The sequence below is a fragment of the Agarivorans sp. QJM3NY_33 genome, from assembly GCF_050870865.2.
GTDB lineage: Bacteria > Pseudomonadota > Gammaproteobacteria > Enterobacterales > Celerinatantimonadaceae > Agarivorans.
The window spans coordinates 790,000-815,662 of record NZ_CP194039.2; the positions used below are offsets into that span (position 1 = coordinate 790,000).

The following is a 25,663-nucleotide window of genomic DNA, read 5'->3' on the forward strand; positions in this document are numbered from 1 at the left end:
GGCCTTATTATTTGAAGATCTTATTGGCGCGCTTAAGCACACTCGCCGGAACCTCAATCCCCATGCGTTGGGCGATTTTAGGGTTCACATAAAGATCGGTGCCTTCGGCCATTTTTACATCGATGTTGCCAGGTTTTTCGCCTTGCAAGATGCGTAGTACAATTTCACCAGTTTGATGGCCTAAGTCGGCGTAGTTATAACCGACAGCTGCAACCGCACCTCGTTCTACCGAAGCTGTATCTGCGGCAAATACTGGGATTTTTGCATCGATCCCTACTTTTACTACCGATTCAAAGGCGCTAATAATGGTGTTGTCGGTGGAGCAGTAGATGGCATCAGCTTTACCCACAAGTTGTTTGCTGGCGATCATCACGTCTGAAGATTTAGGTGCAGCCGATTCGATCACTTCGATACCCATGGCAGCAGCGGCTTCGGTCATCGCTTTTACAATTGCCACAGAGTTCGCTTCGCCTGGATTGAAAGGAATGCCCAAGCGTTTGATATTAGGCATAAACTCTTTGATTAGTTCGAGCTGTTGTTGAACGTTAACCATGTCGCTTAGGCCAGTCACATTGCCACCGGGTTTGATTAGGCTAGGGACAACTTTTGCACCAATTGGGTCGGTGACTACCGAAAATACCACCGGAATGTTTTTACTGGCACTCACTGCTGCTTGCGCTGAGGGGGTGGCGATGGCCACGATGACATCGGGTTGGTCGCCTACCATTTTACGAGCAATTTGCGAAGCAATTGCTGGTTGACCTTGGGCGCTTTCATAGGTGAATTTAAGTGCATCACCGCTGTAGCCATTTTCTGCCAAGTATTCTTTCACGCCATCGCGTACGGCGTCTAAGGCTGGGTGTTCAACAATGGCGGTGGTGGCAACATATACCTGTTTCGCTTGAAGGGGGATACAGATCATTGCAGCGGAAAGCAGCATGGTTTTAAGCGCAGCATGTAGCTTCATCAATTCGTCCTTTTTAATTGTATTTGCGTTGTATTTGCATAGCTCGCTAGTGTACTCCACCGTTTAAGCGCTGCAAACCGCTAGTCTCTTTAAACTGCCAGCTAGACCGTGATTAAGCACATTTTGTGGTGATTATTCATGTTTAGTTGCGCAAATGGTGACTGTTCGAGCTTAATAAAGGGTCTCATTTTTTAGATTAAGTTGTGGTTATTTCTATTATTGTTGGTTTTATCAACTGGGTGGTGGTTTCATTGCCTTAGTTTTATGCGACATTTTGTGGAATAAACCGTATAAAATTTATATCATTTAATGATTAAATTTGGACTCATCATTGCCAATAGCTGTGGATTGTTAGCCCGCCAACTCGTGACCATAAGATAACCAAGCCTTGAATCGATATTTCTCCCTTTTTCGCCCTTTTGTATGGTGGCTGCTACTACTTGTTTCTAGCTCGGTGTTTGCCGATGGTAATCTCACCATTGAGTCATTTAGTAAGGCAAAGCGCTTATTACTTGAAAAGGTCTATGTTGAGCCTTCCGACAGGAAGACCCTGTATTGTGAAGCTCGGTTTGATAGTCAACGCAAATTGACGCTGGATCGAGGTTTCTCAAGTCCAAAATATAAAAATCGCTTGGCTAAATACGAAACTGAGCACGTGGTGCCAGCAGAAAATTTTGGCCGTAGTTTTGTGGCGTGGCGGGAAGGTCATCCTTTGTGTGTTAACTCAAAGGGCAAAGCCTATAAAGGGCGAAAATGTGCTGAAAAGGTTAATGCTGAGTACCGTTTGATGCAGGCTGATCTGTATAATTTGTTCCCAGCGATTGGTGCGGTGAATGCCAGTCGCTCTAATTATAACTTCACTCTACTTAGCAGTAATGCTTCCAGTTTTGGCTCTTGTGATATGCGGATCAAAAATCGCAAGGTTCAGCCTCCGGAGTCTGCGCGCGGACAAATTGCCAGAAGTTACTTATATATGGAAGCGAGTTACCCCAAATATAAGATGAGCGCGAGTCAACGACAGTTAATGCAAGCCTGGAATAAGCAATATCCAGTCAGTGGTTTTGAATGTAAACGCGCAGCAAGAATTCAACAAGTGCAGCACAATGTGAACCCGGTATTGCACAAGCTATGTGGTTGATTAACCAAGTGCATCACCATCAGAGTAATTCAGGCTAAAGGTTTTGCTCTGATTGCTTAAGAGTTGATGCTGACAGCAGCATGATAAGCGGATATTGATATAGCAAAGCAGTCGCATGGCTTAGTGGCAAAGCTCTGTTAATAAGCCGGGGTGTTGGTAGCTTAAGGCGTAGCCGAGCTTACCCAGATGTTTTTTCTTGCCTTTACAAAGTAATTGCTTAAAGCGTTTAGAGCTCTGTTTGTTCCAAGCTTTTTTTTGTCCCAGTTGTTGGGCGCTGTAGTGGCTTTGGGCGATGACTTTATCGGGTGCATAGGCCAGCATCTGTCTTGCAACTTGTTCTATTTTAGCGAGATAGTAGTCGCTATCGCTTAAACGAGCGGGGTCAATGGAGATGTCTTCTGCCAGCGTTTGCCCCCAATGAAATTCTAGAAAATTAATTGGAGTTGCCTGTGTTTTATCCCAGCCTATGCCATTGGCAAAATAGACTAGGGAGCGAAAAGCTTGGTTGGCTAAAAATTGCCGACCCACATGTTTTGGCATGTCTTGATAATCTATTGCTGCGCCCTTAACACTAAACTGCCAACTATTGTTACTATTAGCGAGATCTTGCCAAAATTGCGCCATTGGAGTTTCGGTTTGGATGCTTGGCTTTGACCAATTCTCTTGAATTTTTACCAGTACCGGCATGTTTGCACCTCCTCTGCGCATATCCATAAAAGTGCTAAAGGTATGGTGACCATCGGTCAGGTAAAGTTGGCCGTCGGGTGCGACGATGGCTGTTTTTACATCACTGGAGCGGCTGACTAATGCTTGTGAGCAGCTGAAGCTAGCTGGCTGCAAAGGGGAAGACTGTGCATTCCATTTTACTTTGTTGCTGCTTGCCCCATAAGACTCACAAATTTCTTGATACATCTTTTGTGGTTCGGCTTGGTAGCGCCCCAATTTGTAATTCACTTGGTCATGGCCAATTAGCGCCTGAGTGGGACGTAAATCCCCAAGCTTAATCCAGCGAAATTGGCCTTTTTCGAAGTCGAATGGTTTGGTTTGTAGATCGGTTTTAAGCGAAGCTAAATAGGGATCACTCTCGCTTATTTTTGCTTGGCAAGCGGTGCTTAATAAGGCCGCAAACAAAGCAATGGCAAGCCCCCATGGGGCGTGTGATTTTGGTGAAATCAATACCATGGTGTAATCTCCATTCCCTTTAAGCCAAGTAAGTTACCGATTTTTAGTGAGGTAAGTATTCTAAGCGCTGTTGATATTCTAATGATGTGTTATTAATCTGATTTTTTAATTGGGCGGGGCCTACCATTGCTGTCGATGGCGACATAATTGAAGGTTGCATGGCAAACTTGGAAGCGTTCACCAACATCATCTTCTTTCACTTGGCGGATCCAGACTTCAAGATCGATAGACATTGAGGTTCGGCCTATTTTACTGCACTCACCATAACAGCACACCACATCGCCCACTTTCACCGGTTTTTCAAAGGTGATACTGGAAACCGACACGGTGACTATCCGGCCATTGGAAATTTCTTTGGCTAAAATACCACCCGCTAAATCCAATTGAGACATGATCCAGCCGCCGAAAATATCGCCATTGGCATTGGTATCTGCTGGCATGGCCAAGGTTCGGAGTAATAATTGCCCTTTTGGAGCACTAACTTTCTGATTCATGTTCTAATCGCCACAATAACAAATAAGTAATTAAGCAAACTGCTGGTCTGCTGTTGAAAAATACTATTATATCAAAAATATAAGCAAACTCACGGAGTGCATAATTAGAAGATTTAGAGGCTGCAGCATGAACTAAATTGACTTAAATAAGGCTGTATACGGCTCTAAAAGTATATGTTTTCACAACTTACTCTGGTCTTTTTCAAACTTATTCTACAATCGCCTCCATGTCATGGCTATTTTAAGTATTACTTATAATGGTTGATGTTCTTGCTGTTGCTTGTTCTATGATTGGATTAATCAAAAGTAAAAGCTCTCTGATTGGCAATCCCTTCACAGCTGTCTAGACTATCAATAGGTGGCTTGGCTTGCTTGAACGCAAAATATAAGTCTACGGATCGTCGGGGGAAATATGTTTTTTAATAAGCGACTGTTGAAAGAAAACCGGAAGTTAACTGAAGAACTCCAGATGCTTAAACAAGCGCGTGCTGGTCTTGAAGAAGGAATGTTGAGAATATCACTGGATGAAAAGGGGCGTGTGACTTCGGTGAATAAAAGGTTTGAACAAGAACTTGGCTTGAGGCAAGGGGATCTTATTAATAAGCACATTACCGACCTGGTGCCAGATCAAGCGAAAAACACTGAACATTACAAGCGAATGAAGCAAGCAATTGAGCAAGCGGAGCATTGGGATGGCGCGCTGCAAGTGAACAAGGGCAATGCTGAAGAGGCTTGGCTGCGAGCTATTTTAGAACCGATTAAAAATAGCAGTAACAAGCTAACTCATTATAGCTTATTTGCTTCGGCCTTAACTCGAACTATTCAAATGTCGCGCGAACAAGAAGACATGCTGAATGCCTTAAATCGTTCCGCTGCGGTTATCGAATTTTCTATTGATGGTGTGATATTAAAGGCAAATGATAATTTTCTAAGCACTATGGGATATACCAACGCACAAATTGTGGGTAAACATCATCGTATTTTTTGTAGCTCTGAAGAATCAAATTCTCTAGAGTATCAATCGTTTTGGAGAGGCTTGGCGAGTGGCCAATTTGTATCGCAGCGCTTTAAGCGGCTTGATAGCCAAGGGCAAACCGTGTGGTTAGAGGCCTCGTATAATCCAATTCACAACGATAGAGGAGAACTTTATAAGGTTGTAAAGTTTGCCACTGTGATTACTGATCAAGTGATTCAAGAACAATCAGCAGCCGAAGCGGCTCAATTAGCCAATGAAGTGTCAGAGAAAACTGGACATCAAACATCTCAAGGACAACAGGTGATTAAGGCTACCAATCAGAGGATGCAGGAGCTTGCAGAGTACATGAGTGAAGCGAACACCGGTATTGCTGCCTTAAATGATCATTCTCAAAAAATTAGTGAATTGGTGAACAGTATCAGTGGTATCGCCGATCAAACAAACTTACTGGCACTGAATGCGGCGATTGAAGCCGCGCGCGCTGGAGAGCAGGGACGTGGGTTTGCTGTTGTTGCAGATGAAGTTCGCCAACTAGCATCGAGAACGAATACCACGACCGAAGAAATTGTGATGATGGTTTCAGAAAATCTCAAACGAACTGGCGACGCGGTTAATTTGATTTCTCAATGCGAATTGAAGGCTAGCGAAGCACTAGAGTTGTCGACTGAAGCTGGACAGATGATGGAAGATATTCAAAGTGGCGCGCAACAAGTGGTAGATGTAGTGAGTCAGTTTAACCAGAGACTCTAGGGCGTGGTTTTTGAATAGGGCCAGCGAGAATATTTACTCATTGACTAGGGACTTGTTTCAACAAACAACAAGCTAACATTGATTGTTTATAGAGCTCTGGCAGCGTGGTAACTGACCTTATCCTGCTCTAGAAATGTCAGCGACTTTTGCTGATGTATTGAGCAAATAATGCTTTTAAATTAAAACTTTACTGTTATTAAGGTTAATAACGTTTAATTTATGTTTTTGTCATTTACCCATTAAAGGGCTAAATAGTGAGTGAACAAGCGGAGATTTTTCTGAGTACGAAAAGTCGTCAGGTAAAATTGAATGACTTTGCATATGAAGCCGAATTCAATGCCTTTTTAAGTGATAACGCGCTGCAAGCTGGCAGTATTCTTCATGCAGGTTCACCTTACATTGTTCGCTCAAGCGGGAGTAGCGCACCTAGCGATTTAATGCAGCAATGCCGCCAGCTGCAAACTATCCCTTCTTGTCACCGTCGCTCGTTAGCCAATGTAAATGCTCAGTTAGGCAGCGACATAACACTTGGTTTGGCCGAGTTATTTGACCAGAAGATTACTCCTGCAGTCAGCAAGCTGAATCAATGGCTGGATGAAGAAAAGGTTAATTTTGCGAGTGCAGGTGTAGGGTTACTAGAGAATCGAGGCGCGGCTTTAGAGAACAGCTTGAAAGTTTACGAAACAAGTTAAATGGCGGTGAGAGCCGGGCACCAAGCTAAGTTACCTAAAATATAGATGATGAAATTAGAGTCTAGTGCTCGTACAGCATGGAAGTCTCTTAATGAAGTCTTTAGCACTGAACTAACTAAAGCTACAGTAGTTATGGTCTGCTGGTGCTACTTTGCTCTTATCTATAGCTACATGGTTGATATGGAGTTAGAGCGCTTATTCACTTGTTGGCAGAACGGATCTTAGTCACAATAAACTTGCTGATTCCCCTTTCATACTTTAGAGGTCGTTATGAAAATCAAACCCGAAGTCGATCTGCATTTACATACCATCGCCAGCACCCATGCTTATAGTACCCTGCACGACTATGTTCATTATGCCAAACAGAATGGCATTAAGATGTTTGCGGTAAGCGACCACGGGCCAGACATGACCGATGCCCCTCATGAGTGGCACTTTATCAATTGCGCCTTGTTTCCTCGGGTCGATCAGGGCATTGGCATTCTTCGCGGCATTGAAGCCAATATCAAATCGCCAGCGGGAGAAATTGATTGTAATGAGCGCATGCGGGCTCAATTGGACATCATTTTATGTGGTTTTCATCAGGAAGTGTTTCAACCGAAGTCCATTTATATCAACACCGAAGCCATGCTTAATACCATCAAAAATGGGCTGGTGAATGTCATCACCCACCCGGGCAACCCCAGCTTTCCTATCGATGCTGAAGCCATTGTCAAAGCGGCGGCGGAATATAACGTAGCCTTGGAAATTAATAACAGTTCGTTTATTCATTCTCGTAAGGGCAGCGAAGCCAATTGTGAACGGATCATTCAACTGGCTAAAAAACACGATGCGCCTTTAAGTATTGGTTCAGATGCGCACATCGCCTACGACATAGGCCGCTTCGATAAAGCCTTGGGGCTACTAGAGGCGAACGCCTTTCCTGCCGAGCGGATCATTAATCGCAGCATGTTGTCGCTACTGGATCATTTAGCCGATAAGGGAAAAGCGCTTCATCAAGAATTTGCCGACTTACTAAGCTAAGTGAGGATCCGCATTTGTATGAAAACACTTTGCAGTGCGATATACGCCGATGAAGCCTAACGGGCACCGTTTAGACCTGATTTATAAGCTAAACGGGGGCGTCCAATACAAAAAACCTTGCTTAAGCGAAGTAGTTTTTACCGTGGATGCCCATACTAGCTGCTCTAAGCAAGTCATTGCTAAAATAGTTTTCCCGATTGCTATTGACTTATTTGTTATTTAATTTTACCGTGTTCCTTCATTTCTGTTTTGACAGTAAAAGGAACAAACTGTGAGTGAACAAGCGGAGATTTATCTTAGTACTCGGAGCCGTCAGTTAAAGCCTGCTGATTTTGCGAGTGAAGCAGAGTTTAATACATTCTTAAATGATAATTCTTTGCAATCTGGTGGCTTTCTGCATGCAGGAACGCCTTATGTTGTTCGCTCAAGCGGAAGCAGCACTCCTACCAATTCAATGCAGCAATGCAGACAACTGCAAACTATCCCTTCTTGTCACCGTCGCTCGTTAGCCAATGTAAATGCTCAACTAGGTAGCGACATAACACTTGGATTAGCCGAGCTGTTTGACCAGCAGATTGCGCCTGCGGCCAGTAGACTCAATCAATGGGTGAATAAAGAAAAGGTTAATTTTGCGAGTGCAGGTGTAGGGTTACTAGAGAATCGAGGCGCGGCTTTAGAGAACAGCTTGAAAGTTTACGAAAGAAGTTTAATGGCGGTGAGAGCCGGGCACCAAGCTAAGTTACCTAAAATACAGATGATGAAATTAGAGTCTAGTGCTCGCACAGCATGGAAGTCTCTTAATGAAGTCTTTAGCACTGAACTAACTAAAGCTACATCGGTTGTTAAAGCGCGTAAAGGAACGGTGCTTAATAATGCTACTCGTGGAATTAATAAAGCTAAAAGTGCACGTACGGATGCGCCAATTAGAGTGACAAACGTTAAAGAGCTACAAAGCCTAAAACGGATGTCATTGGGGCTAAAAGGAGCTGGTCGTCTTCTTCTCGGTTACGATATATATAGACGAGGTAAAATCGTGCAGGCGGATTTTGAACAAGGTAAAGATTGGCAGAAAACTGCGGTAGTTCAAACTGCAGGCTTGTCTATAAGCTTTATTGCTGGAGCTTTAACAGCAAAGGCTGTGGCTGCTGCAGCTATCACTATCGGCTTAACTGCTACGCCTGTAGGGTGGGTAATTGCAATTGGTATTGGCATTGGAGCGACTTATTTGGCGGCTGTAGCCGGAGATGATTTTGGAAAAAATTTAGCCAAAGACGTTTATGAGCGAAATGGAACCTTTAACCGTATTCCAAGGTCATTGTAATGGAACATACCGCTTTAACTTTTGCAGATTGGGCTCAACTGTTCGGGGGGCTTTGCTGGGTATCAACAATGATAGCTTGGCTGGCTTTTTCTAGAAAGTGCATGGTGAGGCTTGAGCGGGAGTTTAAAACGCAAGGCATAAGTAGGGTAGATTGGGATGGACCTGGTTTTAGGGTGCTTAGCTACGCAACAGTTATTCTGTTCAAAACAGAAAGGATGAATGACTCTAATTATCAGTTTGTTCCTGTTAGAGAAACTAGAAGGTTAGCAACAAGGCTAGATTGGTACTTGGCTTTATGGTTATGGTCTTCTGGTATTGGTTTGCTTCTATCTATAGCTACATGGTCTATATGGAGTTAGAGTCACTAATTTTTATAGATATGCTTAAGTTTTTTTCATGATTGCTTTTGTGTCGTCAATGGTTGCTTGGTTGTCGAGTATTCTTTCCAGAACTTCTACAAAAATAGTCAGTGAGCAGTTGAATTAAGAATAACGATTGTTGCTGTGGCAGGCGATGATTTAGGCAAATTTAGCCAAAGACGCCCATGAGCATAATGGTATATATAGCCGTATTCCAAGGACTTTATGATGGAGCATGCCCCTTCAATCTACGCAGATTGGATACAGTTATTTTTTCTGATGCTTGGAGTATCAGCAATGATAGCTTGGCTATTAAGTGCAAAGCTCACCATGCGACGAATAGAACCTGAATTGATAAAGCAGGGCTTCAGTTGTGGAAGCTGGGATGGACCTGGTTTTCGGGTATTGAGTTATGCAACGATTATTTTGTTTCAAACAAAATTGCTTAATGACAGTAATTATCCTTTCGTTCCAGTGAGTGCTACCCGTAAGCTAGCGACGAAAAAAGACTGGTACATATCACTATGGCTGTGGTGCTCATTAGTAGGAATGGTATTCCTAGCATTCCTTTATTGAAACTTGTTGTTATGACAAAACTGCAAATAGGCAGCATTAGTGCAGGAGTTGGGTTACTAGAGAATCGAGGCGCGGCTTTAGAGAACAGCTTGAAAGTTTACGAAAGAAGTTTAATGGCGGTGAGAGCCGGGCACCAAGCTAAGTTACCTAAAATACAGATGATGAAATTAGAGTCTAGTGCTCGCACAGCATGGAAGTCTCTTAATGAAGTCTTTAGCACTGAACTAACTAAAGCTACATCGGTTGTTAAAGCGCGTAAAGGAACGGTGCTTAATAATGCTACTCGTGGAATTAATAAAGCTAAAAGTGCACGTACGGATGCGCCAATTAGAGTGACAAACGTTAAAGAGCTACAAAGCCTAAAACGGATGTCATTGGGGCTAAAAGGAGCTGGTCGTCTTCTTCTCGGTTACGATATATATAGACGAGGTAAAATCGTGCAGGCGGATTTTGAACAAGGTAAAGATTGGCAGAAAACTGCGGTAGTGCAAACAGCGGGTTTATCGATGGGATTTTTAGCAGGAGCTGCCGCTGCCAAAGCTGTGACTGCTGCAGCTATCACTATCGGCTTAACTGCTACGCCTGTGGGGTGGGTTATTGCCATCTGTATAGGTATTGGAGCGACATATTTAGCGGCACTTCAGGGTGACCAGTGGGCGCAATATGGAGTCTCAAAACTTTATGATAGGGAAGGCGTGTTTAATTATGTGCCGAGGTCGCTTTAATGATAGCTGTATCTGATTGGCTACTTTTAGCTTTTTTTATTTTTGCTATTTCGATGATGATAGCGTGGTTAGTTTTCTCAAATATGACTATGAAAAGGATAGAACGAGAATTTAATCAATTAGGTATTGAAAGGGTTGACTGGGATGGGCTTGGATTCCGCGTGCTGAGTTATGCCACGATTATTTTATTTAAAACAGAAAGAATGAATGATCAAAACTATCAATTTGTCCCAGTAAGCGCTACACGTAAATTAGCCACAAAAAGAGATTGGTACTTGGCTTTATGGCTTTGGGGATCTGCAATAGCAATGTTAGGTATATTACTAGTTTTATCCATCTTTTTCTCTGAGTTAGTGGCTGACATATAGCACTTTGTTATAGCTGATGATGTACTTATTGGGTGTTTCTTCATTTATTGGCTGTGGTGTATTTATGCTTTCAATTATGTTGGCATGGTTGTGCTTTGCGCGAATAAGTATGCCTAGAATAGAGAAGAGTTTAAAAGAGCAAGGTATTGAAAGGGTAGATTGGGATGGGCCTAGTTTTCGTGTTCTTAGCTACACCATAATTTTTTTGTTTAAAACAAAATTGCTTAATGACAGCAATTATCCCTTTGTTCCAGTGGATGCCACCCGTAAGCTAGCGACGAAAAAAGATTGGTACCTATCACTATGGCTGTGGTGCTCATTAGTAGGAATGGTATTCCTAGCATTTATCTATTGACCTTATGATTACTCTACCCCAAAAGCAGATGAAGCGGCTTAAACGCGAGGTTAAAAACTTGTATGAGCGAAATGGTATTTTCAACCGTATACCAAGGTCATTGTAATGGAGCATCCTCCTTTAAGTTATGAGGACTGGCGTTCACTTTTTTTCATGATTACTTTTGTGTCGTCAATGGTAGCTTGGCTATTAAGTGCAAAGTTCACCATGAGACGAATAGAGCCCGAGCTGATAAAGCAGGGCTTCAGTTGTGGAAGCTGGGATGGACCGGGTTTTCGGGTATTGAGTTATGCAACGATTATTTTGTTTCAAACCAAGTTGCTTAATGACAGTAACTATCCTTTCGTTCCAGTAGATGCTACCCGTAAGCTAGCGACGAAAAAAGATTGGTTCATATCACTATGGCTTTGGTGCTCATTAGTAGGAATGGTAATCTTGGCATTCCTTTATTGAAACTTGTTGTTATGACAAAACTACAAATTGTCTGCATTAGTGTGGGAGTAATACTTAGTACCTTTTGTTTTGCAAATGGTGAAGTTGTCGTTTCTTCAACGTCTAATAGCAAAAGCTATTATCACATGAAGCTTTCATTAAATGACCAAAGCATTAGTTCAATAAAAGAGTTTAGCGTAGCCAAAGAAGACACCCATTCCAACAGTCAAAGAGGACACCCATTCCAACTAACTAAATACTGATAGCAGTCTAAACAGGAGTCAGTATATGGGACATAAACGAACGACCAGTTTAAGTTGCGAACGCAAATAACCATGACACCCATCCGAACAAGCGAAACTTCATTAATAACTTCAATTATCAATAGTGATTTATTTGGGGGAACTATCGTTATACCTCAGTCAAGAAGCTCACAAGTGAGCTGATCGGATACACCTTACTATCATTGTGTTCGACGGCTTTTTTGTGTGGCAAAGGCCTGCAAATGGGCCAAAGCTATGAGCATCGTCGGCAGTGTTTTTATCATGGATGTCTACTTAAAGAAGTACATTAATAAACTTGCTGGATCTAACTTGACCCAGCGGGGGTGACCATATAAGTTCAAATACCTCGTGACTACTGATTAAAATAATTATATACATAATGCTCAATAGTAATTGATGGGTTAATAATGAATCCTTTTATAAAAAAATTGCAGCATAGAGCATCCCATAATGACAACGTGGTGCTAGTCGACATTGCTAGCGCTAAGCAAATTCTAGCATCAGAGCTACTACAATCAGCCTATGATGTAGCGGGAAAACTATTGTCTTTAGGCGCCAAAAGAGGCGATTTCATCGTTGTAACTATGTCTGCATCATATGAATATTACAGCCTTCTGTATGGCTGTTTTATTTCAGGAATTATCCCCAGTTTAATCGATCCCAAGCAAAGCAAAAAAAATTTAGTTACTTGTATCGATGAGTTAAAACCAGTGCTGTGGATTAGCAACCAAGACATCCCCGAATTTAAAACAACCACTATGAATGAGCTATATAAGGCACCAGCAAGCCCCGTTTTTAACGATAAACCAGCCTTAGATTCGGCTTGCATGTTGCTATACACAACAGGAACAACCGGTATACCTAAAGGAGTACCGTGGACACTAGAGCAACTAGAATCCCAAGCAATGGAACTCAAACACTTTCATAAGCAAGTCAACTGCGAGTTCGTGTTATTCCCGTATTTAGCGTTGGCTTGTATTTATAATGACAAGAAAGCCATCATTCCAAATACAAGGACCACTCAGCCAAACTTGATGTCTATAGAAAGCATATTCTTTCAAATGAAAACATATGGGAGTGACTATATATTTGCCTCACCTGCATTTTGGATTAGGCTTACACAATACTGTCAAAGAACACAGCATCAGCTTGACTTCATCAAGATAATTTCAACAGCAGGCGCATCTTTAAACTTAGTCATGCTACAGAGGCTTTCAGATACCATGACCTGCGGCGAGATCTACATCCCCTATGCGAGCACAGAAGCCTTACTTCCTGTCACTCAAATAGAATTCAAAGACTTTAAAGCCTTATCTTTAGAAAAAACCTTATATAACAAAGGAATACCTTTGGGTAAACCATGCCAAGGCATAAATGTTGCTGTAATCGAAAGTAACAACGATTCAGCATATCCCAAGCGCCTAAACAGCAATACAATAGGCGAGCTAATCGTTTCAGGCCAACGAATAACCAAAAAATATTTCAGAAGAAAAGATATAACGCAGTCATCAAAAGTAAACTTAGAAAATAGCACCGAAATTTGGCATAAAATGGGAGATTTAGGGTATATAGATGACACGGGTATGGTTTGGCTCATGAGCAGAAAAAAATATTCCTTTGAATCAATACACGGCCTATTTTGTCCAGACGCCATAGAACAATGCCTGAATATCCATGGCAATTGTCTATCTAGTGCGGTGGTTTATCATAAAGAGCGAGATATAGTCAGCCTCATCATTCCTCAACAAGAACATCAGCAAGTTAAACAAGAGTCTCTTAAGCTAAAGCTTAAAGAAATCGGATACCCCAATAGTCAGATACTATTTTACCCTTCACTATTACCTAGCGACTCTCGCCATAACAGTAAAGTTAACCGAGAGGCTTTAGAACAGTGGATCGAAGATAACGAGCTATACGAAAAATATAAGGATTTAGCATGAAGCCACTAAGCTTTCCTGCTCAACTGGACTATTACTTAAGCGCTGTTTCATGCCGAGACTCTTTAGTTAATTCACTTAAGGACATTATTAGGCCATACAAACATGGCAATATCTTAGATTGTTCTGTGGGTACAGGCTTTGGGATCATCGACTTAATAGATTCAGGATACAAAATAACATGCTCTGATGCTTGTGAAAACATGATATCCCGCTTCAATAAAAATGCTCAAACAACGAGTGTAAAGACATCTCCCTTAAAAATAAAATGGCAAGAATTAGGGGATAAGCTACCAGAGCTATTCGAACTGATTTTATGCAGAGGCAACTCCATCGTCTATTCAGATATGTGGGACAAAGATAACCAAAGCGCCAACGTAAAAGAAATGAAAGATTCTATCAAAGGCATTTTCAAGTCCATTAAAAGTGGGGGTGCTTGTATATTGACATACCTTCAGATAAAGACCTTAACTATGAACACCCAATAAGCATTAGTCATGATGAAACCGAAGTGAACTGCCTTCCGGTTAATGTAAGGGAGACCATCATCCATGATAAAAGCACCAAAAAAAGAAAATGGGAGGTAGAAATGACTATTGCAGGTGATATCTATAGCTTTACTCGATACTCGCATTTGATAGCAGAAGAGGAATTTAAGCAAATGCTAGTGGAAGCCGGTTTTAAAAGAATAGCTAGAATTGATGCCAGTAAATACAGAGAGCATTATTGTGAGTTTATTGCCTATAAATAAGGCTAATGGTTTTTAGCGATCCAAGAAGAAACCCGATTCAACGATTCAAGAACGATTTAAGAATACACCCATCCCAACTAACCAAATGTCGATAACAGTCTAAACTGTCAATAGTGATTTATTTGAGGAGTTATCATTATGCCTCGGTCAAGACGCTCGCAAGTGAGCTTATCGGATACACCCTACTATCATTGTGTTTCCCGTTGTGTTCGGCGGGCTTTTTTATGTGGCGAAGACCAACAAACCGGCAAGAGCTATGAGCATCGTCGCCAGTGGGTCGAGGATTATTTGCTCAAATTAGCGTCGGTGTTCGCGATTGATGTTTGTGCTTATGCTGTCATGAGTAATCATACCCACCTCGTGCTACATGTTAATCAGCCGCAAGCAGAAGCTTGGTCAATGGATGAAGTCTTAGAACGCTGGCATAGCTTGCATCAGGGGACCTTACTGACTCAGGTGTATCTCAATCTTGAGCTACGTCCGCAGTTAAGTGAGGTGCAACTGCAGGCCATTCGCGCCACCGCCGAAGTGTATCGGACTCGCCTGTATGACTTAAGCTGGTTTATGCGCCATTTAAACGAACACATTGCGCGAGCCGCCAATCAAGAAGACCAATGTACCGGTCGATTTTGGGAAGGACGCTTTAAATCCCAAGCGCTTTTGGATGAAGCCGCACTCATGGCGTGTATGGCTTACGTAGACTTAAACCCCATCAGAGCCAAGATGGCAAGTACACCAGAGGGCTCCGCTCATACCAGCGTACAGCGACGAGCAAAAGCAGCTCAGCTAAAACAAGCCCAGGCAACAAACCTGTTTCCCTTTGTGGGTAACCCAAGAGAGCCGATGCCCCAAGGCTTACCCTTTGAGCTGAAAGACTATCTTGAGTTGGTTGATATGACTGGACGCATGGTAAGAGAGGATAAACGGGGTGACATCGACAGTAGCGAAAGTTCCATCATCCAACGCTTAGGGATAAATGAAGCGCAGTGGCTGATTTTAAGTAGCGAGTTTGAACGGCACTTTTCTGGCGCAGTCGGTAAAGAGCGCTTGCTCAGACAATATCATCAGCATATGGGGCATAAACGAACGGCCGGTTTAAGTTGCTGTAAACGTTTGTTAAATCGCGCTTAAGCGCGAGCTTACTTTCGAACCACCCTCAATAATCAGCTTTGCTGAGGCGTGTATTGTTTCAAAAATCAACGAAATGAGCCATTTTGGCAAGTTTACCCGTTAATTGGCATGACAATAGCCTGAGGACTAAATGATTGCAGTGTTCAGTTAACTAACGTTGTTATTGTCTTTGTGTTTTTTATCATGGATGTCTACTTTAACTTTTCTTTAACTCTTGGTTAAGCTATTTTGAAGTTGTCATTAATAGGTTACTCGTTAGGCGAGTAGTAAGTCATTAGCGCTTTTTCGATATCGATACCAATAGTCACCCCGCCAATCGGATTATCATTTGCTGCGGAGCTTATGGTCAGACTAACTTGTACCAGAAAGTTGCGTGTGGAGGCATCATAGTTAATATCATCGATAAACATAGCACCGTTACCCTGTAAGTAGGTTTGGCTGTATTTGGCTTCATCTCCTTGCCAATAGTCGGACGTTGGTTGGCTTTGCCCTACATTCACTCCTCGCGCGTCAAACACGATTATCTCTAAGTAAAGCCCTGCCGAGTTAGCGGCGATCTCTTCGAGGTAGTCGGATAACTCACTATTGATTATTGAGTCAACTTTAGCTTGTAACCTTGTTGGTATCTTTTGCAGGCCGCTATTTTAGTCAGCGAGGTTGGCGTCTGTTAATGAAGATGTGCGCTGATTACTTTGCTCAACAGCACGGATCACCTGCGGGTTGTTGACCCATTCACTGATTTTCTCTGTGGCAATTCGCTCCATCAGGACTCGCTCAGTATTGGACAGGGTGGGCAGTGAGCTGACGCACCTCGGCAACGCCTGATTAAACGCGTCGAGAAAGTCTGGGTGATTGGCTAAGTAGGCTTTAGAAAAGTAGAAACCCAACGGACTATATTTTTCGAATTGCGAGTTAATTTCCTTTCCTAGTGTTTGCTTTTGCACGTTCTCAAAGGTTTGCTTATCCATCAAAATGCTATTAACCCGACCTTTGATCAGTAGTTTGACCAGCTGGTCTAGGGTATTCACTCGTTGCACTTTAATCGTCGGATAGGCAGCTTGCAGCCACAGATCGACAGTGGCGCCACGCACAATGCCAACCTTATCCTTCACAAGCTCTGGAGACGTATAGAACCAGTACCATTTCTCTAAGGCAGCCGGGGAGGACAATGCAGCAAAGTCATTGGCTTGAGGGAAAGGGAGGGAAGTGAAAAAACCATCTGCTTCACCCGCTCTAACCCGGGAGTAAACCCGTTTCCAGGGCGCTGTTTGAACCGCATAGGGCCAATCGAGTGTTTCCATCAAACACGCTAAAATTTCAACCGAACTGCCTGCCAGTTGGTTGTTTTGTATTTCTTGATAGGGAGGCGATATATTGGTGTACAGGCGCAATGTAGCAGGATTGCTGTTTGCATGCAGACTACCGAAAAGCAGCCACGCCATTAGCGTGAATTTCACCATGATGTTGAGGTGCCCTCGGTTGTAAGTGATTGCGCTTAATCGGAGGCGTTTCAGTATGTTCATCGTTTTGCTTAGTCAGTGTTGATTATACTAAAGCATAGTGCATGCGAGGACTCGGCAGGGGGGAAATAGCATTCCCATGACCACGACAGAACCACAGTATGGTTACAATCTAGTCTGCGTTCATCTTGGCCGCAGATTTCTATTGTCGAGGGGCACATAGTGTTCCAAATTGTTATCTAAGGATAGATCCGTTGGGTCATCAAAATCTCCGTAGTATGCTTTGTGGGCAATGCCATTTTCAAAACCGCTATGCCTAAAAATGTCACGCATATACGTGGTTGCCTGCGTTACATTTGTTCGAAGCAGGAGAGCAAATTTAGTGATCCAGAAGTTACAGCGCTTACCGCTAAGCTTGAGGAATTGAAGCTTAAAAGAGGTTTCCAAACGTCACTTAAGCACAAAGCTAATGTTCGTGAATTAGTTGCTGAAAAAGCCGTCAGAGGCAATCAGGCGAGACTTGTCCAAAATGTGGGGCACAGTTGGTCGAGTGATTGGCAAAGCGTGATAAGAATGCTGATAACAGTCTAAACTATCAATATTTGTGTTTTTTATCATGGATGTCCATTTTACCGTTGATGCCACTTTCAAAACCGCTATGCCTAAAAATGTTACGCATATACGTGGTTGCCTGCGTTACATTCGTTCGAAGTAGGAGAGCAAATTTAGTGAGCCAGAAGTTACAGCGCTCACCGCTAAGCTTGAGGTATTGAAGCTGAAAAGAGGTTTTCAAACATCACTTAAGCACAAAGCTAATGTTCGTGAATTAGTTGCTGAAAAAGCTGTCAGAGACAATCTGGTGAGCTTTGCCCTAAACGTGGGGCACAGTTGGTCGAGTGATTGGCAAAGCGTGATAAGAATGCTGATAACAGTCTAAACTAACAATGTTTGTGTTTTTTATCATGGATGTCCACTTTAACTCTCCCAATGAGTCTGAACGACTGTATTGGAAAAACTATAAACGGTGGCCAATTTTAGTTGACCACTAGATCAATCGACTCTCAATTTATCGGGCGACCTGAAATTGCTGATGTTGTAAGTATGAATGCACTTTCAAATTACTTGTGCTGCGAATTGAAAATTAATTATAAACGAGGTGCTTTGCTGGTTCCGCAAAGCACCTATCAATAAGATGTCTAGAACTTAGTTTGTTAAATGGTTAGCAAGAGCTTGTGCAGCTTGCGTCAATGAGTCTTGAACTTCGGGGGTAGTTGATAGCGCGTTTAACATACCAAAGTCGTGAATCATACCGTTGTAGCGAACGGAAGTGACATTAACACCAGCTTGCTGAAGCTTGATGCCATAAGCTTCACCTTCATCTCGTAGTACATCTTTTTCTGCGGTCTGAATCAATGTATCCGGCAAACCGGAAAGTTGCTCAAGAGATGCACGTAAAGGTGATGCGTAAATCTCATTTCGCTCAACCGGACTCGTTGTGTAGTTATCCCAAAACCACTTCATCATTCCACGCGTTAAGAAATGACCATTGCTGAATTGATCATAGGAAGAAGTTTGAAACGAGGCGTTCGTGACTGGCCATAGTAACAATTGGAATCGGAGTTTAGGCGTTCCGGCTTCTTTGGCTTTCAGAGCAACAACTGCCGCCATATTCCCGCCAACACTGTTGCCCGCTACAGCCAAACGACTACCATCAATGTTGATTTGATCACCATGTTCCGCCACCCACTTCGTTGCCTCGTAAGCTTGGTTGATTGCTACTGGGTACTTCGCTTCAGGCGACGGTGTGTAATCAACATATACTGCAGCTGTACCAGAGCGAACCACTAGATCTCGAATCAGTCTCTCGTGTGTAGGAAAGTCACCGAGCACCCATCCACCTCCATGGAAAAACATGAAAGCAGGAAGTTTGCCTTCCGCTTCTAAGGGTCTGACCACTTTAATAGCTATTTTTTGACCATCAACGTTAATGGTATAACTTTTAACTGACGCAGGTGCCAAAGCCGCTCCTTTTTGCGCACCGGTCAATACTGCTCTGGCTTCTGTTGGTGTCATCGTTTCAATTGGCTGGCCTCCTTCCAAAGCTTGTAAGAAGCTTTGAGTATGAGGTTCAACTCCGTATGAACCTGAATGAGCAAAAGCCCCGAAACTACTCGCACACAATGCCATTACCAAAATAGATTTTGTCAATTTCATTTTCCTTTACCTTTTAGTCTAAATGCCTTTTCAACAATGAATTCTAATTTGCAACAATTAGTTCAACTTGGATGTTTCCACGAGTCGCATTTGAATATGGGCATACTTGATGCGCTTTTTCGACCAGTGCCAATGCGGTTTCATACTCTAATCCAGGTAGAGAAATATGAAGTTCTACAGCAATTGCAAAACCGATACCTTGTGGATTTTCGCCTATACCGACTTTCGCAGTCACGGTAGGCTCATTCAGTAATCGGATCTTGTCTTGCATCGCAACAAACTTCATCGCGCCGATAAAGCAAGCCGAATAGCCGGCGGCGAAGAGTTGTTCTGGATTGGTACCGTCGCCTCCAAGTCCACCAAGTTCTTGGGGCGTACTAAGTTTTACGAGCAGTTTGCCATCTTCCGATTTGGATTGTCCGTCACGACCACCAGTCGAAGTTGCTTGTGTGGTATAAATTGATTTCATTTAAATTGCCCTCAATTGATTATTGCGATAACTATTTGCGTTAAAGAGAACCCACATATGGGTGCTCCGTTGGGACTAACGTTATCGCAATAACTATTATCGCACAACTATTATTTTATTTGATTTGATATATTTTTTCTAAGAAGGATAATTTTATCTTTTAAATCAATGAGTTCTTCCGATTCCAGACCACAAGCATCAGCAATACATGTGTTGATATTTCGAGCATCTTTCTCTAAAGAACGTCCCTTTAACGTTAATCGGACACTTAACGATCGTTCATCATGAGGCAATCTAACTCGCTGTACTAGGCCATCCGTTTCCATTCGCTTTATCACTGGTGTTAAAGCTCCTGACTTTTGGCCTAACTTTGAACCAATATCTTTAAGGCCAATACCGTCTTCTTCCCACAATGTAAGCAAAATCAGATACTGAGTATATGTCAGCCCCAAAGGTTCCAGCATTGGTTTGTAAAGTTGTGTCATTGCGAGTGAAGCGGAGTAAAGTGCGAAACACACTTGATTGTCCAGCGATAGCTGATTATCAGGCATATTGTTCTTCTTAATCTAAAGTCGTTGTGAGGGTATTCTCTCCTCAAGCCTTCGCAGTTTCAATACAGTCTTGGATGAATAACCATTACGACTATTCTTATCGGGCTTTTCAGCGTGTTTCTGATAACCGAGGTGGTCATCAAGCTCAGCATTTAACGCTGTCTCAACAGTCACCTTGGTTAACATTTTACGAAAGTCATCTAGATCTGAAGGGGTCTTGATTGACTTAGCGGCTTCACGAGCAAATGCTTCGAGAGCTTTCTTATCCATGTTGCTTATCCTTAGCCTGTTCAGGCCTAATTATAAGCAATTACACAATTTAATTTACAGGCTCGTGGGGCACAGTTGGTCGAGTGATTGGCAAAGCGTGATAAGAATGCTGATAACAGTCTAAATTATCAATATTTGTGTTTTTTATCATGGATGTCCATTTTACCGTTCCTGAGGAGATGATATCACCTCTAATCAGGTGGCCAAATCTAGTGTGCCACTACATACGTTGGTGGCTTCCTCTAGTTGCCTCGCTGATTGTTGTTGTTGGGGTTGTCGGTAATAGATTACTTTAGCCGATACTATCGTGATGGTTTAGTTTATTGAGCTATTCACTCTGATTTAGTGCTTAAACAGCTAGTATGTACGCTGGTGGTTATAGCAACCAAATGTGTAGAACGTTTAATGCTTTATTTGTTATTAGTGTTTTTTGTCATTAGTCTTTAAGTTACTATATAGCTTTAAACTATCAAGTAGTTACAAGAATGAGCAAAGCAAGAGTGTTTAGAACGCAGGTTATAAAGCCTGTTCTTTTAAAGATAAGTGGTCCTAATTTGGCGGCCGAAGAGCTCCTATTGGGTACTGCGGTACAAGAAAGTCTAAACTTTATGTATCGAAGTCAGGTTGGAGGCGGTCCAGCTAAAGGTTATTTTCAAATGGAGCCAGCTACACATGATGATATTTGGGATAATTTTTTGAAGTACCGTAAAGGACTCGCAAAAGACGTTATCTCATTTCTTAGTTCTCCGAATGCGAACAAAATCACTGAACTAGAAAACAACGATAAATACGCTGCTGCTATGGCGAGAGTTCTCTATATGCGTGTTCCTGCAGCACTGCCAAAAGCTGGTGATATTAAAGCCCAAGCTAGGTACTGGAAGCAATATTACAACACGCCTTTAGGCAAAGGGCTTCCGCATGAGTACATAGACAAGTGGAGCAAATACGTTGCTCCTGTAACTCCATAGAATGTAGAGCTGATAGATAATTATGAATATAAGAAAAACGTTAGCCATAGCATGCGTTGGTGCAGGTGTAATGCTCAGCAACGTTAGCTGCGCGAGTAGTGAAGATGTCGTTACTTCAACGTCTAATGGCAAAAGCTATTATCACCTGAAGCTTTCATTGAATGATCAAAGCATTAGTTCAATAAAAGAGTTTAGCGCAGATCAGTTTGCTATGAACGGCGGGCAATTCGAGGTGAGGGTTCAACAAAACTCTTTCCCGATAAAAGCGCCTAACTGTAAAGGTGATTTGATCCTCAGAATGCCTTGGACAAACTCAAACTTAGATACTGCTGAAGATTTCATTGATGAAAAATACAATGTTTACAAAGCGATTGTAGGCACGTCAAAAAGTGAAGTTGGTAATGTTGATGTATACATTGAGCTAAACCCTTATGTTCAACTGGTAGCTAATGATTTTGAACTAACAGAGTGCAATGTGTTTTTCAGACATGCTAATGGTCAGTATATTCCTAAAACTGGGGCGCTAAATTAAGTTAAAGGTCGGTTTACTGTTCTTAGGAGGAATCTTCTGGTTATCAGGTTGCTATGAAGATAAACCTAAAGAACGTAACTTTATTGAGTACTCTCGTAGTGTTGAGAAATTAGCGCAATTTGTAAATCTCGATGGATTAGATGTCGAATCGGTTTATTGGACTTCTGGGCCAATCATCCGTGAAAATGAACATGATAGCTTTTTGCCTTCTAGCAATGATTGGTGGCTTACTGCGGTAATAAATATCTCCGGTGAGCAAGAAGTCGAAAAGATAACGCAAGGCTGTAAGTTTTTATACTTCATTACTAACGGAGATATGGATTCTGATTTTGTAGATGATACTATTAGAAAGCTAACCAGTAACCCTAAATTTGTTAGTACTCCTATAGATGTTTTTGATGCGTGTAGGTTTAGATCTAGTGCTTTACCAGACGGAGTATTGGTTAAAGATGCCAAAAGCAATCAAGTTTTGGTAAGACTTTTTGTTAATTGATTTAGCCAAGCTAAAATGCGCTTCATGAGGAATAACATGAAACGAATCTTACCTATTGTTGTTGCTAGTATTCTCCTCAACTCCGGATGCAATCAGTCTTCGATAGAAGATAAGACTCTAGTATTACCCTACAAGGCTTTTGGGCCACCTTCTATGAGTGGTCATTTATTGGGTGTGGAGTGGTTTCAGTGGCAGTCGCATGGTGACTCAAGACCTCACGAATACCCTGTTAAGGTGGTTGTTTACAAGGATGCATTTTTAGAAGAGTTAGAAGCAGCTTATCCAATTGATGAAGCTTTAGAGCAAGATTTTAGGTATGTGGAATATACAGCAGCGATAAGCTACTTCGACAAGAATGTTCACGAAGTTGAGGAAATGGTTAAAGAAGGTTATCCAATGGGAAACCTCTCTAACGAATTAGAAGAAACCAAATCCCTAATTGTAAAGGTGCTAGGCGAATAAGATTAAAGTCTTTTGGGCCGACTAGTTGTTTAGGGATAATAAGCCTTAAGCTACAGCTGTAAATTTACTTCAAAAACGTATTGGGATAATCACCTGTTGTAATCCATATTCTATTTCGACAAGTTATTAATGTTTTCCCTATTAAGGATTGATTTTGTCACAAGATGTAAATGTTAACCTCAAAGAAGATAAAGGCAGAGACTGGGGGGGCTGGGTTAAGTTTGGCCTATCTGCTGTTTTTATTCCGCTCTTTATGCTTTGTCTCAATGATAAATATGCAACAGCCCAGAAAGATAGAGAACTTGCTGTAAACGCAGCACAAAAGGAAAAAGAGCTGTCATTGAAGTACTTTGAGTTAGCTGTTGACATACTTAATACGGATGCAGACAAAACTATTCCGGCAGTACGGAAGTGGGCCTATAATTACTTCTTAGAAAATAGCGGGTCTAACGAAGATTTAAAAAATGCAGAGGAAGAGTTACTAAATAAGCCAATTATTAAGTCTAGTCAACCAAGGATCGCCCCAAACTCTTTATATCTATCTCCTGCCGATGATGGAAAAGGCGGATTCATCATTACAGGGAGCAATGACACCTCTTTTGATTACACAGTCAATAGCTTAGTTTTTTCTTCTATTAAATTCCCTAGTTGTAGTGCTCAAACTAGTCTTGGTTTTTCGTTTAACGGTCAATCATCTTTGAGATCGTTACCTGTAGATTATGACAGGCTACTAGATTGTATTTCTAAGAATGACGCAGAATTTACAGAATTGAAATTGAGAGAGATTTCCAGGGAGCCTATTCAGCTTAGTGAAGGTTATAAGGTACAAGAAGTTAGATGTACAGCATTCACTTCCTTTTTCAACCGTGATAACCCGCTATTCATTGAGTATGACGCCGTTTATTGTGGTAGTCATTAGGTAATCCTCCCATTATTAACCGCATTTATTCGTAGAATTCATGCTGCCGTTTTTAGTGGTGGGAACCCTCCATTTGCAAGGTGTGGTCGTTGATGATTGTAGAACCATAACCATTGGGTCGCCCGATCTTGAACCTCTTCAAGTGTGTCAAACAAATACTTACTCACTAAGCCAAACCTCATAGTACGGTTGAACCTTTCTATATACGCGTTTTGTTGTGGGTTCCCTGGCTGAATATAATCGATTCGAATGTCGTGGTTGTTGGCCCATTTAATAAACGCATGGCTAATGAACTCAGGACCATTGTCGCAGCGGATCGCAACAGGTTTGGTTCGTTGTTCGATGAGCTGCTCTAAGATCCGAGTGACTCGTACTGTGGGCATTGAAAAATCAGGTTCTGACGCCAGACCTTCACGTTTGTAATCATCTATCACATTGAATAAACGGTACTTCCGGCCATCAGATAGCTGATCATGCATAAAGTCCACGGACCAAACTTGGTTTGTTTTAATCGGCTCTTTAAGAGGCTCTGGCGTATGGCGATTCAGGCGTCGTTTTGGCCTAATACGTAAGTTTAGAGCCAATTCGCAGTAGATCCGATAAACCCGCTTATGGTTCCATGTATACCCTTTAACGTTCCGCAAATGGTGAAAACACAGGCCAAAGCCCCAGTCAGAGCAGTCTTCACTGTTGCACAGCGTTACTAACTCTTGAGCTATCAACTCATTCTCAGGTTGAAGCTTCGATTTATAGTGATAGCAGGTCTCGCTGATCCCAAACCAATAGCATGCACTTTTAATGCTGATGTGATAGTTCGCCACCGAACGCTGAGCCATCAATCGACGCTCACAGGGCTTCACCACTTTTTTGCCATCGCCTCTGAGATCACCTCTGCTTTAAGGCGTTCTTCCGCATACATCTTTTTAAGCCGTCGATTTTCATCTTCGAGTTCTTTCATCCGCGCCATAAGGGATGCGTCCATACCACCGTATTTCGAACGCCACTTGTAAAAGGTTGCGTTGCTCATTCCATGCTCACGACAGAGCTCAGGAACAGGTGTACCAGCCTCAGCCTGCTTGAGAATAGATAAGATCTGACTGTCCGTGTAACGTGACTTTTTCATGTTGAATCTCCTGTATTTACTATACGAGAAAATTCTACTTTTGCATGCGATTAATTTTCGGGGGGATTACCATTACTTGATCTTTAATTGAGCGATTTGTAGATAAACTCTGGTCGCAATACATTTATGAGCCTACAAAACTTGTAGATTTCTCTATCCTTTCATTCTAGTTTAATGGTAAGGCCTGAAAACACCCGACACTTTTTATGGTAAAAATGTAACTTCACTATAAAAGGTAAAACCATGGCCAAAGGCACACGCTATTCAGCAGAGTTCAAACAAGTAAGTTTAGTGAGCAAGAAGTTGCAGCGCTTGTTGTTAAGATTGGTGAGTTGAAGCTTAAAAGAGGCCTTAGAACGTCACTTAACCACAAGGCACATGGTTCGTAAACTAGTTGCTGAAAAAAGCCGTCAGAGACAATCTGGTGAGCTTTGTCCTAAATGTGGGGCTGAGTTGGTCGAGCGATTGGCAAGGCGCGGTAAGAATGCTGGGAATGCGTTTATTGGCTGTTCAGCCTATCCCCGATGTAAATTTACTCAGTAATTTTAAGAAGTATGCGAGATAGCAGGTTTCTGCCTGAAAAGTGCTACATATTTGCTACACAGGAAGTAAAAATAGAAAAGGCGTAGTGGTTACTAACCTTCTACGCCTTTGTATATGGTGGCCCTTCACAGACTTGAACTGTGGACCTAACGATTATGAGTCGTGTGCTCTAACCAACTGAGCTAAAGGGCCGAATTT

General features: G+C 42.2%; 28 protein-coding genes, 1 tRNA gene and 1 pseudogene. 19 read left to right on the plus strand and 11 right to left on the minus strand.

The annotated features are described in order from the left end of the window. Positions 1–7: 7 nt before the first annotated feature. The gene (locus ACRRSY_RS03490; protein ID WP_432460899.1) at positions 8–967 is read right to left on the minus strand and encodes an ABC transporter substrate-binding protein; all 960 of its coding nucleotides are present in this window, start codon (positions 965–967) and stop codon (positions 8–10) included. Between the two features lie 388 nt (positions 968–1,355). On the opposite strand from ACRRSY_RS03490, the gene ACRRSY_RS03495 reads away from it, so the two are divergent. Continuing rightward, the gene (locus ACRRSY_RS03495) at positions 1,356–2,105 is read left to right on the plus strand and encodes an endonuclease (RefSeq protein ID WP_432464356.1); all 750 of its coding nucleotides are present in this window, start codon (positions 1,356–1,358) and stop codon (positions 2,103–2,105) included. Positions 2,106–2,225: 120 nt separating this feature from the next. Here the strand turns inward: ACRRSY_RS03495 and ACRRSY_RS03500 are convergent, their stop codons facing one another. Both ACRRSY_RS03500 and yciA read right to left on the minus strand, forming a co-directional pair. Then, complete coding sequence (locus ACRRSY_RS03500) at positions 2,226–3,287, minus strand: ParB/Srx family N-terminal domain-containing protein (protein WP_432454551.1); 1,062 nt, start codon at positions 3,285–3,287, stop codon at positions 2,226–2,228. A gap of 92 nt (positions 3,288–3,379) precedes the next feature. Continuing rightward, positions 3,380–3,781: an acyl-CoA thioester hydrolase YciA gene (gene yciA, locus ACRRSY_RS03505; protein ID WP_432454550.1), complete on the minus strand. Its 402-nt coding sequence runs from the start codon at positions 3,779–3,781 to the stop codon at positions 3,380–3,382. Positions 3,782–4,193: 412 nt separating this feature from the next. Here yciA and ACRRSY_RS03510 point away from each other — a divergent pair, with 412 nt between their 5' ends. The 11 genes from ACRRSY_RS03510 (at position 4,194) to ACRRSY_RS03560 (ending at position 15,461) form a co-directional block, all read left to right on the plus strand. Continuing rightward, positions 4,194–5,507, plus strand: a complete 1,314-nt coding sequence (locus tag ACRRSY_RS03510) for a methyl-accepting chemotaxis protein (protein ID WP_432464357.1) — start codon at positions 4,194–4,196, stop codon at positions 5,505–5,507. Between the two features lie 254 nt (positions 5,508–5,761). Further along, on the plus strand, positions 5,762–6,199 hold the full coding sequence (locus ACRRSY_RS03515) for a hypothetical protein (RefSeq protein ID WP_432464358.1): 438 nt from the start codon (positions 5,762–5,764) through the stop codon (positions 6,197–6,199). A 276-nt stretch (positions 6,200–6,475) separates the two neighbouring features. Continuing rightward, complete coding sequence (locus ACRRSY_RS03520) at positions 6,476–7,222, plus strand: phosphatase (RefSeq protein ID WP_432456102.1); 747 nt, start codon at positions 6,476–6,478, stop codon at positions 7,220–7,222. Between the two features lie 271 nt (positions 7,223–7,493). Next, positions 7,494–8,543 (plus strand): hypothetical protein, encoded by a 1,050-nt coding sequence (locus ACRRSY_RS03525; RefSeq protein WP_432454548.1) that lies wholly within the window; start codon positions 7,494–7,496, stop codon positions 8,541–8,543. Continuing rightward, positions 8,543–8,902, plus strand: coding sequence for a hypothetical protein (locus ACRRSY_RS03530; RefSeq protein WP_432454547.1), 360 nt, complete (start codon positions 8,543–8,545; stop codon positions 8,900–8,902). The genes ACRRSY_RS03525 and ACRRSY_RS03530 overlap by 1 nt, the downstream gene beginning before the upstream one ends. Before the next feature lie 524 nt (positions 8,903–9,426). Then, positions 9,427–10,203: a hypothetical protein gene (locus ACRRSY_RS03535; RefSeq protein ID WP_432464359.1), complete on the plus strand. Its 777-nt coding sequence runs from the start codon at positions 9,427–9,429 to the stop codon at positions 10,201–10,203. Continuing rightward, on the plus strand, positions 10,203–10,571 hold the full coding sequence (locus tag ACRRSY_RS03540) for a hypothetical protein (protein ID WP_432464360.1): 369 nt from the start codon (positions 10,203–10,205) through the stop codon (positions 10,569–10,571). The genes ACRRSY_RS03535 and ACRRSY_RS03540 overlap by 1 nt, the downstream gene beginning before the upstream one ends. A 1,478-nt stretch (positions 10,572–12,049) precedes the next feature. Then, on the plus strand, positions 12,050–13,582 hold the full coding sequence (locus ACRRSY_RS03545; protein ID WP_432454544.1) for an AMP-binding protein: 1,533 nt from the start codon (positions 12,050–12,052) through the stop codon (positions 13,580–13,582). Next, entirely contained in the window at positions 13,579–14,067 is a 489-nt protein-coding gene (locus ACRRSY_RS03550; RefSeq protein ID WP_432464361.1) for a hypothetical protein, read from the plus strand. The genes ACRRSY_RS03545 and ACRRSY_RS03550 overlap by 4 nt, the downstream gene beginning before the upstream one ends. A gap of 101 nt (positions 14,068–14,168) precedes the next feature. Then, the gene (locus ACRRSY_RS03555; RefSeq protein ID WP_432464362.1) at positions 14,169–14,330 is read left to right on the plus strand and encodes a hypothetical protein; all 162 of its coding nucleotides are present in this window, start codon (positions 14,169–14,171) and stop codon (positions 14,328–14,330) included. Between the two features lie 138 nt (positions 14,331–14,468). Further along, positions 14,469–15,461, plus strand: coding sequence for a transposase (locus ACRRSY_RS03560; protein WP_432464363.1), 993 nt, complete (start codon positions 14,469–14,471; stop codon positions 15,459–15,461). A gap of 248 nt (positions 15,462–15,709) precedes the next feature. On the opposite strand, the gene ACRRSY_RS03565 is transcribed toward ACRRSY_RS03560, so the two are convergent. After that, positions 15,710–15,979 carry a hypothetical protein gene (locus tag ACRRSY_RS03565; protein ID WP_432464364.1) on the minus strand — a complete coding sequence of 90 codons (270 nt, stop codon included), beginning with the start codon at positions 15,977–15,979 and terminating at the stop codon, positions 15,710–15,712. A gap of 126 nt (positions 15,980–16,105) precedes the next feature. Further along, entirely contained in the window at positions 16,106–16,984 is an 879-nt protein-coding gene (locus tag ACRRSY_RS03570; RefSeq protein ID WP_432464365.1) for a substrate-binding periplasmic protein, read from the minus strand. 222 nt (positions 16,985–17,206) lie between these two features. Between ACRRSY_RS03570 and ACRRSY_RS03575 the strand changes: the two genes are divergently transcribed. After that, positions 17,207–17,512: a hypothetical protein gene (locus ACRRSY_RS03575; protein ID WP_432454540.1), complete on the plus strand. Its 306-nt coding sequence runs from the start codon at positions 17,207–17,209 to the stop codon at positions 17,510–17,512. Between the two features lie 612 nt (positions 17,513–18,124). Here ACRRSY_RS03575 and ACRRSY_RS03580 read toward each other — a convergent pair. The 4 genes and pseudogenes from ACRRSY_RS03580 to ACRRSY_RS03595 all read right to left on the minus strand — a co-directional run. Then, positions 18,125–19,135, minus strand: a complete 1,011-nt coding sequence (locus ACRRSY_RS03580; protein ID WP_432454539.1) for an alpha/beta hydrolase — start codon at positions 19,133–19,135, stop codon at positions 18,125–18,127. A 43-nt stretch (positions 19,136–19,178) separates the two neighbouring features. Then, a complete protein-coding gene (locus ACRRSY_RS03585) occupies positions 19,179–19,604 on the minus strand; it encodes an organic hydroperoxide resistance protein (RefSeq protein ID WP_432454538.1) in 426 nt (141 codons plus the stop codon). A gap of 110 nt (positions 19,605–19,714) precedes the next feature. After that, on the minus strand, positions 19,715–20,155 hold the full coding sequence (locus tag ACRRSY_RS03590) for a MarR family winged helix-turn-helix transcriptional regulator (RefSeq protein WP_112404523.1): 441 nt from the start codon (positions 20,153–20,155) through the stop codon (positions 19,715–19,717). Positions 20,156–20,215: 60 nt separating this feature from the next. After that, a pseudogene (locus ACRRSY_RS03595) lies at positions 20,216–20,425 on the minus strand (transposase); the annotation flags it as partial. Positions 20,426–20,910: 485 nt separating this feature from the next. Here ACRRSY_RS03595 and ACRRSY_RS03600 point away from each other — a divergent pair. From ACRRSY_RS03600 to ACRRSY_RS03620, 5 genes are all read left to right on the plus strand, one after another. Beyond that, a complete protein-coding gene (locus ACRRSY_RS03600; protein ID WP_432460915.1) occupies positions 20,911–21,393 on the plus strand; it encodes a hypothetical protein in 483 nt (160 codons plus the stop codon). A 22-nt stretch (positions 21,394–21,415) separates the two neighbouring features. Next, on the plus strand, positions 21,416–21,925 hold the full coding sequence (locus ACRRSY_RS03605; protein WP_432460916.1) for a hypothetical protein: 510 nt from the start codon (positions 21,416–21,418) through the stop codon (positions 21,923–21,925). Positions 21,926–22,127: 202 nt separating this feature from the next. Then, a complete protein-coding gene (locus ACRRSY_RS03610; RefSeq protein WP_432460917.1) occupies positions 22,128–22,418 on the plus strand; it encodes a hypothetical protein in 291 nt (96 codons plus the stop codon). Between the two features lie 36 nt (positions 22,419–22,454). Continuing rightward, positions 22,455–22,880 (plus strand): hypothetical protein, encoded by a 426-nt coding sequence (locus ACRRSY_RS03615; protein WP_432460918.1) that lies wholly within the window; start codon positions 22,455–22,457, stop codon positions 22,878–22,880. A gap of 154 nt (positions 22,881–23,034) precedes the next feature. After that, positions 23,035–23,799 (plus strand): hypothetical protein, encoded by a 765-nt coding sequence (locus tag ACRRSY_RS03620; protein ID WP_432464366.1) that lies wholly within the window; start codon positions 23,035–23,037, stop codon positions 23,797–23,799. A 38-nt stretch (positions 23,800–23,837) separates the two neighbouring features. On the opposite strand, the gene ACRRSY_RS03625 is transcribed toward ACRRSY_RS03620, so the two are convergent. Then, positions 23,838–24,922 (minus strand): IS3 family transposase gene (locus ACRRSY_RS03625; RefSeq protein ID WP_432463767.1). Its coding sequence is split into 2 segments (ribosomal slippage): positions 23,838–24,673 and positions 24,673–24,922, totalling 1,086 coding nucleotides; the frame shifts between segments, so codons are not numbered across the junction. A 378-nt stretch (positions 24,923–25,300) separates the two neighbouring features. On the opposite strand from ACRRSY_RS03625, the gene ACRRSY_RS03630 reads away from it, so the two are divergent. Further along, complete coding sequence (locus tag ACRRSY_RS03630) at positions 25,301–25,465, plus strand: topoisomerase DNA-binding C4 zinc finger domain-containing protein (RefSeq protein ID WP_432460920.1); 165 nt, start codon at positions 25,301–25,303, stop codon at positions 25,463–25,465. A gap of 115 nt (positions 25,466–25,580) precedes the next feature. On the opposite strand, the gene ACRRSY_RS03635 is transcribed toward ACRRSY_RS03630, so the two are convergent. Further along, positions 25,581–25,657: transfer RNA gene (locus tag ACRRSY_RS03635), tRNA-Ile, on the minus strand. Positions 25,658–25,663 lie beyond the last annotated feature (6 nt).